Origin of the sequence: Rhodococcus sp. DMU1, from assembly GCF_012272955.1 — a bacterium.
GTDB lineage: Bacteria > Actinomycetota > Actinomycetes > Mycobacteriales > Mycobacteriaceae > Rhodococcus > Rhodococcus aetherivorans.
This window is the reverse complement of sequence record NZ_CP050952.1, coordinates 3,520,199-3,535,195: the sequence shown is the minus strand read 5'-3', so window position 1 is coordinate 3,535,195 and position 14,997 is coordinate 3,520,199. Positions and strand designations below refer to the sequence as shown.

Below are 14,997 nucleotides of genomic sequence, written 5' to 3'. Positions count from 1 at the left end.
CACGGGGTGGCCCGCCGCCCGCGGGGCCGTCCACGGTTTCGATAACACGTTCTCATCATACGTGTTGGTCGATCTATGTATGATCACGGCACCGCGGCGCGGGGCCTCTGCGGGGCCCCGGCCCAGCCCATTTCCGGACGACGAGGGGTAGCGCGTGACCGATCTGCAGATCCGAAAGATGAACTTCGCGTTCGAGGACTACGACGTGCCCTTCCTGTGGAACGACGCGAATCCGGCCTTCTCGAGCATGGCCAACGCGGTCTCGTTCCTGGCGATCGGCTTCGAGAAGATGATCGTGAAGATGATTCTCCAGACCAAGCCGCTGATCACCGACCCCGAGGTCGCCGCGGAGGCGGACGCGTTCATGCGTCAGGAGGGGCAGCACTCGACCGCGCACCGCCAACACGTCAAGGCCCTGATCAAGCGGTACCCGGGGCTCCGGGAGACTCTCGACGACGTCATCGGAGAGTTCGACCGGCTCACCGCGGAGACCTCGCTGAACTACCGGCTCGCCTACACCGCGGATCTCGAAGCGACCTTCACTCCGGTGTTCAAGCTGATGCTCGACAACGAGGCGGCCCTGTTCCGGCCCGGAGACGACCGGGTGGCGTCGCTGTTCATCTGGCACTTCGTCGAGGAGGTCGAACATCGGAGTTCGGCGCTCGTCGTCTTCGACTCCGTCGTCGGCTCCGACATCTACCGGATGCGCGTGGCCCCCTCGGTCTTCCGTCATGTGCTGAAGGTCATCCGGCTGGCCTGCGAGGGCTTCAACGAGCATGTTCCCTTGGCGGACCGGAGGATCGACGCTCTGTCGATGTTCGCGTCCTACCGGCGCAAGCAGCGCCTGCGCACGTGGTTGCCGCTGCTGCACGCGGAGGACCACGGCCCCCTGCCGCGCGCGTTCGACGATCTGCCGCTCGGTGAGCAACTCGTCGCCCTGGCGGGAGTCGTCCGGAGCCAGTTGCCGAAGCACAACCCGGCCCACGAGAAGCTGCCGGCACTCGCGGACGTGTGGTTCCGGCGCTACGAGGACGGCTACGACGTCACGCGCTGGTACACCGCCGACGCGGTCGCATCGTAGGGGGGCCGGAGCGATGACCGATCTGTGTTCACCCACCTTCGCCGAACTCGCCACGTCCCTGGGCTTCTCGTGCGAGGAGGCCGGTGGCCTCGTCGAGGTCCGCAACCCGTCGGCCCTGGAGAACTGGACCCTTCCGGTTCTCGAGGTCACCGTCGTGTTCGGTGCCGTGCTCGCGCTCGTGCTCGCCGTCGTGCGCCTGCGTCGCCACGGCGATCCCACCAACCTGGTGCTCTGGTTCGGCGCCACCGCCTACCTGTTCCTCATCGAGCCACCGCTGTACTTCCCCGCCGCATTCGGCATCGAGGAGCACGTGGACACGATGTTCGCCCACAACGTGTTCACGGTGGAGTTCCTGTGGGGCCGGCTCCCGCTGTACATCGTCGCGATCTACCCGCTGATGGCCACGCTGGCCTTCGAGATCGTCAGAATGCTGGGCGTTTTCCGGCGCTACGGGGTTCTCGTCGGTGCGGTCTGCGTGGGCTTCGTTCACCACGCGTTCTACGAGATCTTCGACCACCTCGGACCGCAGTTGCGATGGTGGCACTGGTCGGTGACGAATCCGGTCAACCAGCCCATGTTCGATGCGGTCCCGCTCCCGAGTGTGGTGGTCTTCGCCGCGCTCTGGCCGATGTCGCTCGCGTTGTGCGTGCAGTTCTTCGTCGGTCGCCACGTCGACCGCGGCCGGCACTTCTCCGGTCTCGAGCTGGTGTGGCGCACGGTCGTGATCGGCCTGCTGGCGTCGTTGGGCACGTTCGTCCTCCCGCTCCCGGCGACGGTCCTGGGCATGGGAAGCACGACGGTCCGGGGAGTGCTGTACGCGGTGGAACTGGTCGTCGTCACACTCGTCGCGAGCGTGGTGCTCGTGCGCCGATGGGTGCGGCTGTGGCGGGGCGAGCCGGACGTTCCTCCCTACACGAACCGCTTCGTCCAGGCCTACAGCGTGGTGTACCTGTGCGTCATGGCGTTCCTCTGGGCGGCCGCGTTGCCCGACTTCCTCCGTGCCGTCGACGGCGTGACGAGCACCGGAGATCCGGTGGGAAACCTGTGGTACACGCTGGCGTGTTTCGTCGTCGCACTGCTGTGCGTCGCCGCCACGTTCACCGCACACCGCGGAGGGGGTGAACCGGGCGACACATCGCCCGCGCACGAGCGGGACGCGACGCACGCCGGATAGCAGATTCGGCGCACACCGAGGGCGGCCGGCGGTGGGGGAGTTGCGCCCTCCGGCCGACGAGGCCGCACACACGAGTCCACCCGCCTTGCGGAATCGCAAGGCGGGTGGACTCGTGACGAACTACGTGCGGAACCGGCTCAGCAGTCGTAGTACAGCTGGAACTCGTAGGGGTGCGGCCGCAGGTTGACCGGAGCGATCTCCTGCTCCCGCTTGATCGAGATCCAGGTCTCGATCAGGTCGCTGGTGAACACGCCGCCCTCGGTCAGGTACTCGTGGTCGCGCTCGAGGTTGTCGATGACCGATTCGAGGCTGGTGGGAGCCTGCGGGATGTTCTTGGCCTCCTCCGGCGGGAGCTCGTAGAGGTCCTTGTCGACCGGGGCCATCGGCTCGATCTTGTTCTTGATGCCGTCGAGACCCGCGAGCATCTGCGCGGCGAACGAGAGGTACGGGTTGCCCGAGGAGTCCGGGGCGCGGAACTCGAGGCGCTTGGCCTTCGGGTTGTTGCCGGTGATCGGGATGCGCACGGCGGCGGAGCGGTTGCGCTGGCTGTAGACCAGGTTGATCGGAGCCTCGTAGCCCGGCACCAGACGGTGGTACGAGTTGATCGTCGGGTTGGTGAACGCGAGCAGCGACGGCGCGTGGTGCAGGATGCCGCCGATGTACCAGCGCGCCAGGTCGGACAGGCCCGCGTAGCCGGACTCGTCGTGGAAGAGCGGCTTGCCTTCCTTCCACAGCGACTGGTGCACGTGCATGCCCGAACCGTTGTCACCGAACAGCGGCTTCGGCATGAAGGTCACGGACTTGCCGTGCTTCCAGGCGGTGTTCTTGACGATGTACTTGAACAGCTGCAGATCGTCGGCCGCACCGAGCAGCGTGTTGAACTTGTAGTTGATCTCGGCCTGACCGGCGGTGCCGACCTCGTGGTGGCCGCGCTCGAGCTCGAAGCCGGCGTTCTGCAGGTTGGTGGAGATCTCGTCGCGCAGGTCCACGTAGTGGTCGTACGGTGCGACGGGGAAGTAGCCGCCCTTCGGGCGGACCTTGTAGCCGAGGTTGGGGCTGCCGTCGGCGTTGAGCTCGACGCCGGTGTTCCACGAACCGGAGACCGAGTCGATCTCGTAGAACGCGCCGTTCATCTGCGAGTCGTAGCGGATCGAGTCGAAGATGTAGAACTCGGCCTCGGCACCGAAGAATGCGGTGTCGGCGATGCCGGTGCTGACGAGGTATTCCTCGGCCTTGCGGGCGACATTGCGCGGGTCCCGGCTGTAGGACTCGCGAGTGAACGGGTCGTGGACGAAGAAGTTGATGTTCAGCGTCTTGGCGGCCCGGAAGGGATCGATGCGCGCGGTGGTGACGTCGGGCAGCAGCATCATGTCCGACTCGTGGATGGACTGGAAGCCGCGAACGGACGAGCCGTCGAACGCCAAGCCGTCCTCGAACACGTCCTTGGTGAACGCGCTCGCGGGAATCGAGAAGTGCTGCTGAACGCCGGGGAGGTCGCTGAATCGGATATCGACGTACTCGACGTTTTCGTCCTCGATGTACTTGATGACCTCTTCGGCCGAGGTGAACGCCACGCTTGTGCTCCTTCAGTCAATGCGCGCCATGGGGATGGGGCGTCTGCGTCGGATACAGACCGTATTGAGCTGGTGTTGCCCGACCATCAATCCCATGTTTCACCGATGTTACAGCTCGTCTTCCGGTGTCGTGAGGACTACTTTTGTGGTAGAAGTCACCGGCGTGCACGTGGGGTCGGGCCGGTCCGCTCGTTGCACCCTATCCTGGACAGCATGGCACGTATGACCGGCAGCTGGCTCTCCGGACCCGCTGCGGCGATCCCCAAGGGGCAGGAAAAGGCCCAGGACTACCGCGGGCAGTTGCTCGGCCTGCCCCAGGAGGGGCCGGGCGCGCTCGCGGGCCCCGGCCGGCGGGCGAGCGCTCTGGCGATCGACTGGTTCACCTCCGTCGGTATCGCCACCGCGATCGTCGGCGAACGTCCCTTCGAGAACCCTCAGCTGTCCACCTACACCCTGCTGGTGTGGTTCGTGGTGGGGGTGCTCACGGTGACGTTGTTCTCGTTCACCCCGGGGCAGTATCTGGTCGGCCTCCAGGTCGCCCGGGTCGACGCGCCCGTACGAGTGGGGCCGGTTCGCGCCCTGGCGCGGCAGCTGCTGCTCGTGTTCATCGCGCCGGCGATCGTCACCGACGTCGACGGCCGCGGCCTGCAGGACCGGGCGACCGGCACGGCCCTCGTACGGTCCCGCTGACGCACCCTCCCCGAAACGCGGAACGGGAGCCTGCACCGGGTCGATCCGGGTGCAGGCTCCCGTCGTCGGAGCGGGGCTCAGCGGCGGCGCATGGTGCGCTGGACGCTGCGCATCTTCGCGCCGGCCGGCATCGGACCCTTCGGGAGCGCGGCGCCGGTCTTCTTGGTGCTCAGGGCGGCCAGCCGGCCCTCGATCGCGTCCATCCGCTTGGTGTCGATGTTGCGGGGCAGCTTGGACAGGTGCTTCTGCAGCTGCGACAGCGGGACCTGGCCCTCGTCGTTGCCGACCACGACGTCGTAGATCGGGGTGTCGCCGACGAGGCGCGCCACCCGCTTCTTCTCCTGTGCGAGAAGCGCTTTCACGCGCTGCGGCGATCCCTCGGCCACCAGGATCACGCCCGGGCGGCCGATGACGCGGTGCACGGCGTCGAGCTGCGCGGTGCCGGCCACCGCGTGCGTGACGCGCCAGGAGCCCTGCAGGTTGTCCAGCGCCCACGCCGCCGCGCCGGCCTGGCCCTCGGCCTTGCCGTAGACCGTCTTCTGCACCCGGCGACCGAAGATGACGAACGCGAGCAGCACCCCCACGAGCAGGCCGACCGGCAGGAGGAACCACTCGATACCGAAGATCAGCCCGATCAGGAAGAACACCAGGGTGGAGACGACGATCGCGCCGATCATCCACGGCAGCAGCAGCTTGTCTTCCTTGCGCTGCAGCTGGAACGCCTGCCAGAGCTGGGTTCGCCGCTCCTTCGACGCCTGCTTGCGCGCGGCCTTCGCCGCGGCCTTCGCTTCCTTGTCGGGTTTGCTGCCTTTCGCCATGCACCCAGGATACTTTCCCCGCGGTGGCCCCTTCACCACCGCGGGTCCGGTACGGCTACGGCGTGAGGCGAGCGAGCACGGAGCTGGCTTCCTGGGCCGCTGTGCCCCCCTCGGCCAGGTGCGCCTGGGCGGCGGGCAATTCGCGGCCGTGGTGTGCCATGGCCTGCGCGTACAGGCGGCCCGCGCGGTACGAGGACCGGACCAGCGGCCCGGCCATCACGCCCGCGAAGCCGATCTCCTCGGCGGTCTCCGAGTGCGCGACGAACTCCTCGGGCTTGACCCACCGCTCGACGGGATGGTGCCGCGGCGACGGACGCAGGTACTGGGTGATGGTGACGATGTCGCAGCCGGCGGCGTGCAGGTCGTGCAGCGCCTCGGTGACCTCCTCCGGTGTCTCACCCATGCCGAGGATCAGGTTGGACTTGGTCACCAGGCCGAACTCGCGGGCCGCGGTGATCACGTCCAGCGACCGCTGGTAGCGGAACGCCGGGCGGATGCGCTTGAAGATCCGGGGGACGGTCTCGACGTTGTGCGCGAGGACCTCGGGACGCGACTCGAAGACCTCGGTGAGCAGTTCGGGCTTGCCGTTGAAGTCGGGGATGAGGTTCTCGACGCCGGTGCCCGGGTTGAGCTCGTGGATCTGCCGCACGGTCTCGGCGTACAGCCACGCGCCGCCGTCGGGCAGATCGTCGCGGGCGACACCGGTGATCGTCGAGTACCGCAGACCCATCGCCTGCACCGACTCGGCGACGCGGCGCGGCTCGTCGCGGTCGAGCTCGGCGGGCTTACCGGTGTCGATCTGGCAGAAATCGCATCGACGGGTGCACTGCTCGCCGCCGATGAGGAACGTCGCCTCCCGGTCCTCCCAGCATTCGTAGATGTTGGGACAACCGGCTTCCTCGCAGACCGTGTGCAGGCCCTCGCGCCGCACCAGTCCCTTCAGCTCGGTGTACTCCGGGCCCATCTTCGCCCGGGTCTTGATCCAGTTCGGCTTGCGTTCGATCGGCGTCTGCGCGTTTCGGGTCTCGATCCGCAGCAGTTTGCGTCCTTCTGGGGCCACAGTCACGGGCTCGATCCTACGCCCGCCGGTACCGGCCGGACCCACCCTGGGGGCGCGGCCGTGGCGGGCGGCGATCAGCCGTACCGCACCGTGGTGAACTCCGGCCGCGGGGTCTGCGGCGGCTCGGCACCGACGGCCTGTTCGAACGTCACCCGCTCGATGTCGTGGTCCGTCACCGGCAGGCGGCCGTCGAGAGCGTCGATCACCGCCGCCGTCACCGCCGGCATCACCTCGGCGACGGTCACGTCCCGTCCGAGCTCACCCGTGAGCGAGGTGACACCCGCGTCGCGGATGCCGCACGGGACGATCGAGTCGAACGCGTCGAGGGTGGCGTCGCAGTTGAGGGAGAACCCGTGCATCGTCACCCCGCGCTGCACCCGCACCCCGATGGCGGCGATCTTGCGCTCGGGCAGCCAGTGCCCGTCGCGCAGCTCGGCCGGCAGCCACACGCCCGAGCGACCGTCCACGCGGCCGCACGTGAGCCCGAGGTCGGTGCAGACCTCGATCAGGGCCTGCTCGAGACGCCGCACGTAGCCGACGACGTCGATGGGTTCGCCGAGCCGGATGATCGGGTAGCCCACCAGCTGGCCGGGACCGTGCCAGGTGATCTTGCCCCCGCGGTCGACGTCGATCACCGGGGTGCCGTCGGTGGGGCGATCCTCGGGGGCGGTGCGCTTACCGGCGGTGTACACGGGCGGATGCTCGAGCAACAGCAGGGTGTCGACACCGCGGCCCTCGGCCCGGTCGGCGGCGATCTCCCGTTGCCGCTCCCACGCCTCGAGGTAACCGATCAGCCCCAGGTGCGCCACCGCGACGGGTTCGGAATCGAAACGGGCGGAGGAGGATGCGCTGCTCATAGTCCACGACCCTACGCCGTCGGCGAGCCCTCGCGAAGAGGTGACTTCAGGACGCGAGCGCGTTTCCCAGGGCGGCACCGATCGTTGGGTACCGGAACTCGAAGCCCGTCGACTCGAGCACCGCCGGCAGGGCACGCTGCCCGGTGAGCACCAGTGCGCGCGCCATTTCCCCGGCGACCGCGGCGACCACGAAACCGGGGGTCGTCCACGGCGCGGGCCGGTGCACCGAGTGCGCCAGCGCCTCGGTGAACCGGGCATTCGTCACGGGGGCCGGCCCGGTGACATCGACCGGTCCGGCGATGTCGCCGCGACCGAGGACGAAGCCCACCGCCGCCACCGCATCCTCGAGCGCCACCCACGACATGTACTGCCGGCCGTCGCCGAGCCGGGAACCGAGCCCGAGCCGGAACAGCGGCTCGAGCCGGCGCAGGATGCCCCCGTGCGGCGCGAGCACGATCCCGGTGCGGAGAACGATCGTGCGGACCCCGGCCTCACGCGCCGGCGCCGTGGCAGCCTCCCAGTCGCGGCACAGGTCGGCCACGAACCCCTGCCCGGCAGGGCTGCGTTCGTCCACCACCGTCTCGCCGGTGTCCCCGTAGAAGCCGACGGCGCCCGCGTTGACCAGCGTCGGCACCCCGGCGGCCGCGACGGCGGCGGCGAGGACGTCGGTGGGGACGATCCGGCTGTCGCGCAGTTCCTGCTTCACCGCGCCCGACCAGCGCCGCGCACCCACGCTCGACCCGCACAGGTTCACCACGGCGTCGACGCGGTCGAGCGCCGCGGGATCGACCCGCCCCGTCCGCGGGTCCCAGGACCATTCGTCCGGCGCCCCCGGCGGACGCCGCACCAGGCGGCGCACCTCGTGGCCGTGCGCCCGCAGCCACGCGACCGAGGCAGTTCCGATCAGCCCCGACGAGCCGGCCACGAGGATGCGCATGCCGGAGATTCTCCCGCATCTGCGGGGATCGGAACGCGGAAGCGGGGGCCTCGTCGGTGTGACGATGCCCCCGCTGCGGGTCCGGTGAGTGCCGGGCTACACCCCGTGGGTCACAGACCCAGGTCGGCTTCGAACGCCGCCTCCTCGAGGCGGTGCTTGATCGTGGTGAGGAACCGGCCTGCGTCCGCGCCGTCGACCAGCCGGTGATCGTAGGTCAGCGGCAGGTAGCACATCGAACGGACACCGATCGACTCGTTGCCCACCTCGTCGGTGACGACCACCGGTCGCTTGACGATCGCACCGGTGCCGAGCATCGCCGCCTGCGGCGGCACCAGGATCGGCGTGTCGAACAGGGCGCCCTGGCTGCCGATGTTCGTGATCGTGAAGGTGCCCCCGGCCAGCTCGTCGGGTTTGAGGCCACCGCTGCGGGCACGCTTGGCGATGTCCGCGATCGCGCGGGCCAGGCCGGCCAGCGACAGGTCACCGGCGTTGTGGATCACCGGGGAGAGCAGACCCTGCTCCGTGTCCACGGCGATGCCGAGGTGCTCGGCCGCGTGGTAGGTGATCTCCTTCTTGTCCTCGTCGTAGGAGGCGTTGATGTTCGGGTGCGCCTTGAGGGCCTCGACGACGGCCTTCGCGAAGAAAGGCAGGAAGGTCAGGTTGACGCCCTCGCGCTCGGCGAAGGTCGCCTTGGCCTGCGCCCGCAGGTGCGCGATCTTGGTGACGTCGACCTCGAAGGTCTGGGTGAGCTGCGCGGTGGTCTGCAGGGACTCGCGGGTCTTGATCGCGGTGATCTGGCGGATCCGGTTGACCTTCTGCGTGGTGCCACGCAGGTGGGCCAGCTCGGGACGGACACCGGCGGTCGCGGCCGGAGCGGCGGCCGGGGCCTTGGCGGCGGGCGCCGGCGCCTGGGCGGCGGGGGCCTTCGCGGCCTCGGCAGCGGCGAGCACGTCCTGCTTGCGGATACGGCCGCCGACACCGGTACCGGACACCGTCGACAGGTCGACGCCGTGCTCGGCGGCGAGCTTGCGGACGAGGGGCGTCACGTACGGCGTGGCTCCACCCGAGGTCTCCTCGGCCGCGGGGACCGGAGCGGGGGCCGGAGCGGCCTGCTTCACCGGCTCGGGGGCGGGCTGCTTCACCGGCTCGGGGGCCGCCTGCTTCGCCGGCTCGGGCTTCGGTTCCGCCTTCGGCTCGGGCTTCGGTTCCGGCTTCGGCTCGGGCTTCGACGGTGCCGCGGCCGGGGTTCCCGATCCGATCACCGCGAGCTGCCCACCGACCTCGACGGTGTCGTCCTCCTGGGCGTTGACCTCGAGGAGCACACCGGCAACCGGGGACGGGATCTCCGTGTCGACCTTGTCGGTGGACACCTCGAGCAGGGGTTCGTCGACCGCGACCTCGTCACCGACGGACTTCAGCCACCGGGTGACGGTGCCCTCGGTCACGGACTCGCCGAGCGCCGGCATGGTGACCGGGGTGCCCTCGGCGGCGCCGGCGTCGGAACCGGACGGAGCCGGAGCGGGCTCGGGTTCCGGCTCGGGCTCGGGGGTGGGCTGCTCCTCGGGTGCCGCCTCCTCGGTCGGGGCGGCAGAAGGGGTGGTGGACGATCCCGCGTCGTCGGCGGAGTCACCGATCACCGCCAGCTCGCCGCCGATCTCGACCGTCTCGTCCTCTTGGGCGACGATCTTCACCAGCACACCGGCCGCGGGCGAGGGGATCTCGGTGTCGACCTTGTCCGTGGAAACTTCGAGCAGCGGCTCGTCGACTTCGACCGTGTCTCCTTCCTGCTTGAGCCATCGCGTGACAGTTCCCTCGGTGACGCTCTCACCAAGCGCTGGCATCTGGACGGAGAAGGCCATGTCTGTTGACTCCTCGACGGTTGTGTTCGGGTGTGTTGAGTTGTGCCGACCGATGGTCGCGGACCATTGTGTGGTCGCAGACCATTGTGCTCGAGGCCACGGTCTCGTGCGGTGTCTTGCGGTGTTCGATTGAGACCACACCCGATGCCGGGTATGACCTCGACCATCCTTGCACTGATCCAATCGCGGCGTTCGACGAGGGTTGGGTCACGCGCGCCCGCGCGTCCCTGCCGCCCGGCAGGGACGCGCCGGACGGATCAGCCGTTGGCCGCGATGTCCTCGATGACGGCGAACAGCGTGCGCACCGGCACACCGGTGCCGCCCTTGCCGACATAGCCGAACGGGCTTCCGGTGTTGAAAGCCGGCCCGGCCACGTCGATGTGGGCCCACTGCACGCCCTCGGCCACGAACTCCTTCAGATACAGGCCGGCGGCGAGCATCCCGCCCCACCGGTGCGGCGTGACGTTGGCCAGATCGGCCACCCGGGAGTTCAGGTCCGCGCGCAGCTCGGCCGGCAGCGGCATCGCCCACCCGTTCTCGCCCACCTCCTGCGAGAGCCGTGCGACACGGTCCCGGAACTCGTCGGTGCCCATGACGCCCGGCGTCCGCGTCCCCAGGGCGACCATCTGCGCGCCCGTGAGCGTCGCGGTGTCGATCAGGTAGTCGGGCTCGTCCTCGCAGGCACGGACGATGGCGTCGGCAAGGATGAGACGACCCTCGGCGTCGGTGTTGATCACCTCGACGGTGGTGCCGCCGTACTGGGTGAGCACGTCGCCGGGACGCTGTGCCGTCGCGGACGGCATGTTCTCGGCCATCGGCACCGTCGCGGTCACGTCTGCCGCCACCCCGAGCTTCGCGGCGAGCACGACCGTCGCGACCACCGCCGCGGCCCCGCCCATGTCGGACGTCATGTTCTCCATCCCGGCGGCCGGCTTGATGGAGATGCCGCCGGTGTCGAACGTGATGCCCTTGCCCACGAGCGCCACCTTCGGGGCCTTGCGCTTCTTGGCGGAGTAGCTCAGCCGCACGAGCCGCGGCGGGCGCGACGACCCCTTGCCGACCCCGACGATGCCGCCGTAGCCCTGCTGCTCGAGCGCCTTCTCGTCCAGCACCTCGACCCGCAGCCCGGCGGCGGCGCCGAGCGCCTGCGCGCGGTCGGCGAACTCGGCCGGGAACAGGTGGCTCGGCGGGGTGTTGACGAACTCGCGGGCGGTGGCGACCGCCTCGGCGACGGCCGTCGCCCGGGCCAGCGCGGCCTTGACCTCGCGGGCGCGCGGCGACGCGACGAGCAGCTCGATCCGGGCGGGGGGCTGCGCGTCGCCGGAGTTCGACTTCGCGGTGCGGAACTCGGTGAACGTGTACGCGCCGAGCGCGAAGCCCTCCGCGGCGGCGCCGAGATCCACGGCGGACAGGGTCGTCGCGACCACGGAGGCGCCGGCGAGGGCGCGCGCCGCGGCGCCGGCGGAGCGGCGCACCTGTTCGGCGTCGATCTTGCCGGCGGCGCCGAGCCCGACGGCGAGCACGCTGGTGACCGGCAGGGCGGCGGGCGCGGGGATCCGCGTGACCTCCTCGGCCTTGCCCTTGGCGCCGATGGACTGCAGGGCGTCGAGCAGCCCGCCGAGGACGTCCTCGTCGACCAGTCCGTTGCCGAGCAGGGCCTCGGGACCGTCGTCGCCTGCGGTCAGGCCGATGACGAGGACGTCCGCGCGCTTGGAAACGCTTCCGGCGAGAACGAGTTCGGGCAGGGTGGGCGAAAGGGCACTCACGGGCGTCTCCTAGGGGGAAGGGGGTCGTGGCACCGATGCTAATGATCCCGGGGGGTGGGATAGCGTGGGGCGCATGAGCGACCAGTCACTGCTGCAGGGCCCGATCCACGCCGTCCATACCGAACTCGGTGCGACCTTCGCGGCCTTCGGTGGCTGGCAGATGCCGGTCTCGTACGCCGGCACCGTCGCCGAGCACACCGCCGTGCGCGAGAACGTGGGCCTGTTCGACGTCAGCCATCTGGGCAAGGCCCTCGTCGCCGGTCCGGGCGCGGCCGACTACGTCAATTCGACGCTCACCAACGACCTGCGCAAGATCGGCCCGGGCAAGGCCCAGTACACCCTCTGCTGTACCGAGTCCGGGGGTGTCACCGACGACCTGATCGTCTACTACGTCTCCGACGAGGAGCTGTTCCTCGTGCCGAACGCCGCGAACACCGCCGCGGTCGTCGCCGTCCTCGCCGCGAACGCGCCCGAGGGCGTGACGGTGACGAACCAGCACCGCGACCACGGCGTATTCGCCGTGCAGGGACCGACCTCCGAAGCTGTCCTGCAGGGGCTGGGGCTGCCCACCGACCTCGGCTACATGAGCTTCGTGGACGCGCAGTGGAACGGCGTGCCGGTCCGCGTGTGCCGCACCGGCTACACCGGTGAGCGCGGCTTCGAACTGGTGCCGCGCTGGGCCGACGCCGAGGCGCTGTTCCGGGCGCTGGCCGACGCCGTGCGTGCCGCCGGCGGTCAGGTTGCCGGGCTCGGGGCCCGCGACACTCTGCGCACCGAGATGGGCTACCCGCTGCACGGGCACGAGCTGTCGGAGGCGATCTCGCCCCTGCAGGCCCGCTGCGGCTGGGCGGTGGGCTGGAGCAAGCCGGCGTTCCGGGGACGTGCGGCGCTCGTCGCGGAGAAGGAGTCCGGTCCCGCGCGACGGCTGTGGGGGCTGCAGGCGCTCGACCGTGGCGTGCTGCGGCCGGACCTGAAGGTGCTGCGCGACGGAAACGCGGTGGGGGAGACCACGTCCGGCACGTTCTCCCCGACGCTCAAGGTCGGTATCGCGCTGGCGCTCCTCGATACGGCGGCGGGCCTGGCCGCCGGTGACGAGGTCGCGGTCGACGTCCGGGGACGCGCCCTGCGCGCCCGGTTGGTCGTCCCACCGTTCGTCCCCGACCACACCAAGTAGGGCGGCGCGGGCGGTTCGATAGGATCAACGGTCATGACCGGTGTCCTCGAATTCGCCCACGTTCCGCACCCCTCGCCCGCCTCCGCGGAGCGGCGTGGAGAGATATTGGCGGATCCGGGGTTCGGCCGGTACTTCACCGATCACATGGTCACGATCGACTACACCGAGGGCCGCGGCTGGCACGACGCCACCGTCCAGCCGTACGGCCCGATGCAGCTCGACCCGGCCGCGATGGTGCTGCACTACGGGCAGGCGATCTTCGAGGGTCTGAAGGTCTACCGGCAGCCCGACGGCAGCATCGCGGCCTTCCGCGTGTACTCCAACGCCGAACGGATGCGCCGGTCCTCACGGCGCCTGGCCATGGCCGAGCTGCCGGACGAGTTGTTCGTTCGTTCGATCGCGGAGCTGGTCGAGGCCGACCACGAATGGGTGCCCGCCGCCGGTGGCGAGGAGTCGCTGTATCTGCGGCCGTTCATGTTCTCCACCGAAGCCGGTCTCGGCGTGCGGCCCGCGAACCAGTACCGGTACATGCTGATCGCTTCCCCGGCCGGCGCGTACTTCCCCCGCGGCGTCAAGCCGGTGAGCGTGTGGATCTCGCAGGAGTACGTGCGGGCCGCGCCGGGCGGCACGGGCGACGCCAAGTTCTCCGGGAACTATGCCGCGTCGCTGCTGGCGCAGGCGCAGGCCACCGAGCAGGGCTGCGACCAGGTCGTGTGGCTCGACGCCGTCGAGCGCCGCTACATCGAGGAGATGGGCGGCATGAACCTGTGCTTCATCTTCGGATCGGGCGCCGACGCGAGGCTGGTGACGCCGGAGCTGTCCGGCTCACTGCTGCCCGGCATCACCCGCGACTCCCTGCTCACCCTGGCCAGGGACGCCGGCCTCGAGGTGGAGGAGCGCAAGATCTCGGTGGAGGAATGGGAGTCGAAGGTCGCCACCGGCGAGATCACCGAGGTCTTCGCGTGCGGCACCGCGGCGGTCATCACCCCGGTCGGCACCGTCAAGAGCCGGGACGGCGAGTTCACCGTGGCCGACGGCGAGCCCGGCAAGGTCACCATGGCCCTGCGTGACACCCTCACCGGCATCCAGCGGGGGACGTTCGCCGACACCCACGGCTGGCTCACCACCCTGCGCTGAGCCCGGCTCGGCCGGGCCCTGCACTGAGCCCGGCTCGGCCGGGCCCTGCGCTGAGCCCGGCTCGGCCGGGCCTACGCGACGGCCGCGCTCAGCGCCGCGGCCACGATCGTCACCGTCGTCTCGAGGCCGGCCCCGAGCGCGTCGCCGTTGAGGCCGCCGAACCGGCGGACGCAGTGCCGCACCAGTAGCAGTGCAGCACCGAGCGCCACGGCCACCGTCACCGGGCCGGCCCACCAGGAGCCGGGCACGCACCAGGCCGCCGCGACGAGCGCGACGCCGGCCCACAGCGCGCCCACCCCGAGCGGCTGTGTCCCCGCCACCAGGGCACCGAACCCGCTGCCCGGGGCTGCGGCCACGCCGCGTCGGCAGGCGAGGACGACCGCGACCCGGCCGGCGGTGACGGCGAGGATCACGGCGGGCCAGGATCGCGCGTCGGCGAGCGCCCCGAACGAGGCGGCCTGCGCACCGAGCACGACCACCAGGGTGGCCACCCCGAATGGTCCGGCGCCGCCCGACTTCATCACCTCACGAGCCCGCTCCGGCGGTCCGTAGCAGCCGAGCCCGTCGGCCGTGTCGCACAGGCCGTCGAGGTGCATGCCGCGCGTCGCGAGGCCCAGGAACCCCACCCCGATCAGGCCCGCGAGCAGGGGAGTGCAGCCGGCGGCGACCGCCGCCCACAGCACGCCTGCGGTCCCGAGAGCGAGCACGAGGCCGGCGACCGGCGCCGCGGCGATAGCCGCGCCCCCGGCGCCGCGATCGATGCGCCCCGGTCCCTGAACCGGCAGCACGGTGAGCCAGGAGAGGGCGAGGGCGATGCCACGCATCGGTCGCCGCAGGGCGATGCCACGCATCAGTCGCTGCAGGGCGATG

At 70.2% G+C, this 14,997-nt stretch carries 13 protein-coding genes; 5 read left to right on the top strand and 8 right to left on the bottom strand.

Annotation, left to right across the window (positions count from 1 at the left end; genetic code table 11):
- The first annotated feature begins 154 nt into the window (after positions 1-154).
- Both HFP48_RS16215 and HFP48_RS16210 read left to right on the top strand, forming a co-directional pair.
- Positions 155-1,081: a metal-dependent hydrolase gene (locus HFP48_RS16215; protein WP_065922480.1), complete on the top strand. Its 927-nt coding sequence runs from the start codon at positions 155-157 to the stop codon at positions 1,079-1,081.
- Positions 1,082-1,094: 13 nt separating this feature from the next.
- Complete coding sequence (locus tag HFP48_RS16210; RefSeq protein WP_168579757.1) at positions 1,095-2,255, top strand: hypothetical protein; 1,161 nt, start codon at positions 1,095-1,097, stop codon at positions 2,253-2,255.
- Positions 2,256-2,392: 137 nt separating this feature from the next.
- On the opposite strand, the gene glnA is transcribed toward HFP48_RS16210, so the two are convergent.
- On the bottom strand, positions 2,393-3,829 hold the full coding sequence (glnA, locus tag HFP48_RS16205; protein WP_006947761.1) for a type I glutamate--ammonia ligase: 1,437 nt from the start codon (positions 3,827-3,829) through the stop codon (positions 2,393-2,395).
- Positions 3,830-4,042: 213 nt separating this feature from the next.
- On the opposite strand from glnA, the gene HFP48_RS16200 reads away from it, so the two are divergent.
- Positions 4,043-4,519 (top strand): RDD family protein, encoded by a 477-nt coding sequence (locus HFP48_RS16200; protein ID WP_065922482.1) that lies wholly within the window; start codon positions 4,043-4,045, stop codon positions 4,517-4,519.
- 77 nt (positions 4,520-4,596) lie between these two features.
- On the opposite strand, the gene HFP48_RS16195 is transcribed toward HFP48_RS16200, so the two are convergent.
- From HFP48_RS16195 to HFP48_RS16170, 6 genes are all read right to left on the bottom strand, one after another.
- Positions 4,597-5,337, bottom strand: a complete 741-nt coding sequence (locus tag HFP48_RS16195; protein WP_029544250.1) for a DUF4191 domain-containing protein — start codon at positions 5,335-5,337, stop codon at positions 4,597-4,599.
- Between the two features lie 55 nt (positions 5,338-5,392).
- Positions 5,393-6,403, bottom strand: coding sequence for a lipoyl synthase (lipA, locus tag HFP48_RS16190; RefSeq protein ID WP_006947766.1), 1,011 nt, complete (start codon positions 6,401-6,403; stop codon positions 5,393-5,395).
- A gap of 68 nt (positions 6,404-6,471) precedes the next feature.
- Entirely contained in the window at positions 6,472-7,254 is a 783-nt protein-coding gene (lipB, locus tag HFP48_RS16185; protein WP_006947767.1) for a lipoyl(octanoyl) transferase LipB, read from the bottom strand.
- A gap of 46 nt (positions 7,255-7,300) precedes the next feature.
- Complete coding sequence (locus HFP48_RS16180) at positions 7,301-8,191, bottom strand: TIGR01777 family oxidoreductase (RefSeq protein ID WP_161995714.1); 891 nt, start codon at positions 8,189-8,191, stop codon at positions 7,301-7,303.
- Positions 8,192-8,301: 110 nt separating this feature from the next.
- Positions 8,302-10,050, bottom strand: coding sequence for a 2-oxoglutarate dehydrogenase, E2 component, dihydrolipoamide succinyltransferase (gene sucB / locus HFP48_RS16175; RefSeq protein ID WP_065922484.1), 1,749 nt, complete (start codon positions 10,048-10,050; stop codon positions 8,302-8,304).
- A 257-nt stretch (positions 10,051-10,307) separates the two neighbouring features.
- Complete coding sequence (locus tag HFP48_RS16170) at positions 10,308-11,816, bottom strand: leucyl aminopeptidase (RefSeq protein WP_168579756.1); 1,509 nt, start codon at positions 11,814-11,816, stop codon at positions 10,308-10,310.
- A 73-nt stretch (positions 11,817-11,889) separates the two neighbouring features.
- On the opposite strand from HFP48_RS16170, the gene gcvT reads away from it, so the two are divergent.
- Complete coding sequence (gcvT, locus tag HFP48_RS16165) at positions 11,890-12,990, top strand: glycine cleavage system aminomethyltransferase GcvT (protein WP_168579755.1); 1,101 nt, start codon at positions 11,890-11,892, stop codon at positions 12,988-12,990.
- Positions 12,991-13,023: 33 nt separating this feature from the next.
- Complete coding sequence (locus HFP48_RS16160; RefSeq protein ID WP_029544241.1) at positions 13,024-14,127, top strand: branched-chain amino acid aminotransferase; 1,104 nt, start codon at positions 13,024-13,026, stop codon at positions 14,125-14,127.
- Positions 14,128-14,198: 71 nt separating this feature from the next.
- On the opposite strand, the gene HFP48_RS16155 is transcribed toward HFP48_RS16160, so the two are convergent.
- Complete coding sequence (locus HFP48_RS16155; RefSeq protein ID WP_168580593.1) at positions 14,199-14,951, bottom strand: adenosylcobinamide-GDP ribazoletransferase; 753 nt, start codon at positions 14,949-14,951, stop codon at positions 14,199-14,201.
- Positions 14,952-14,997: the final 46 nt, after the last annotated feature.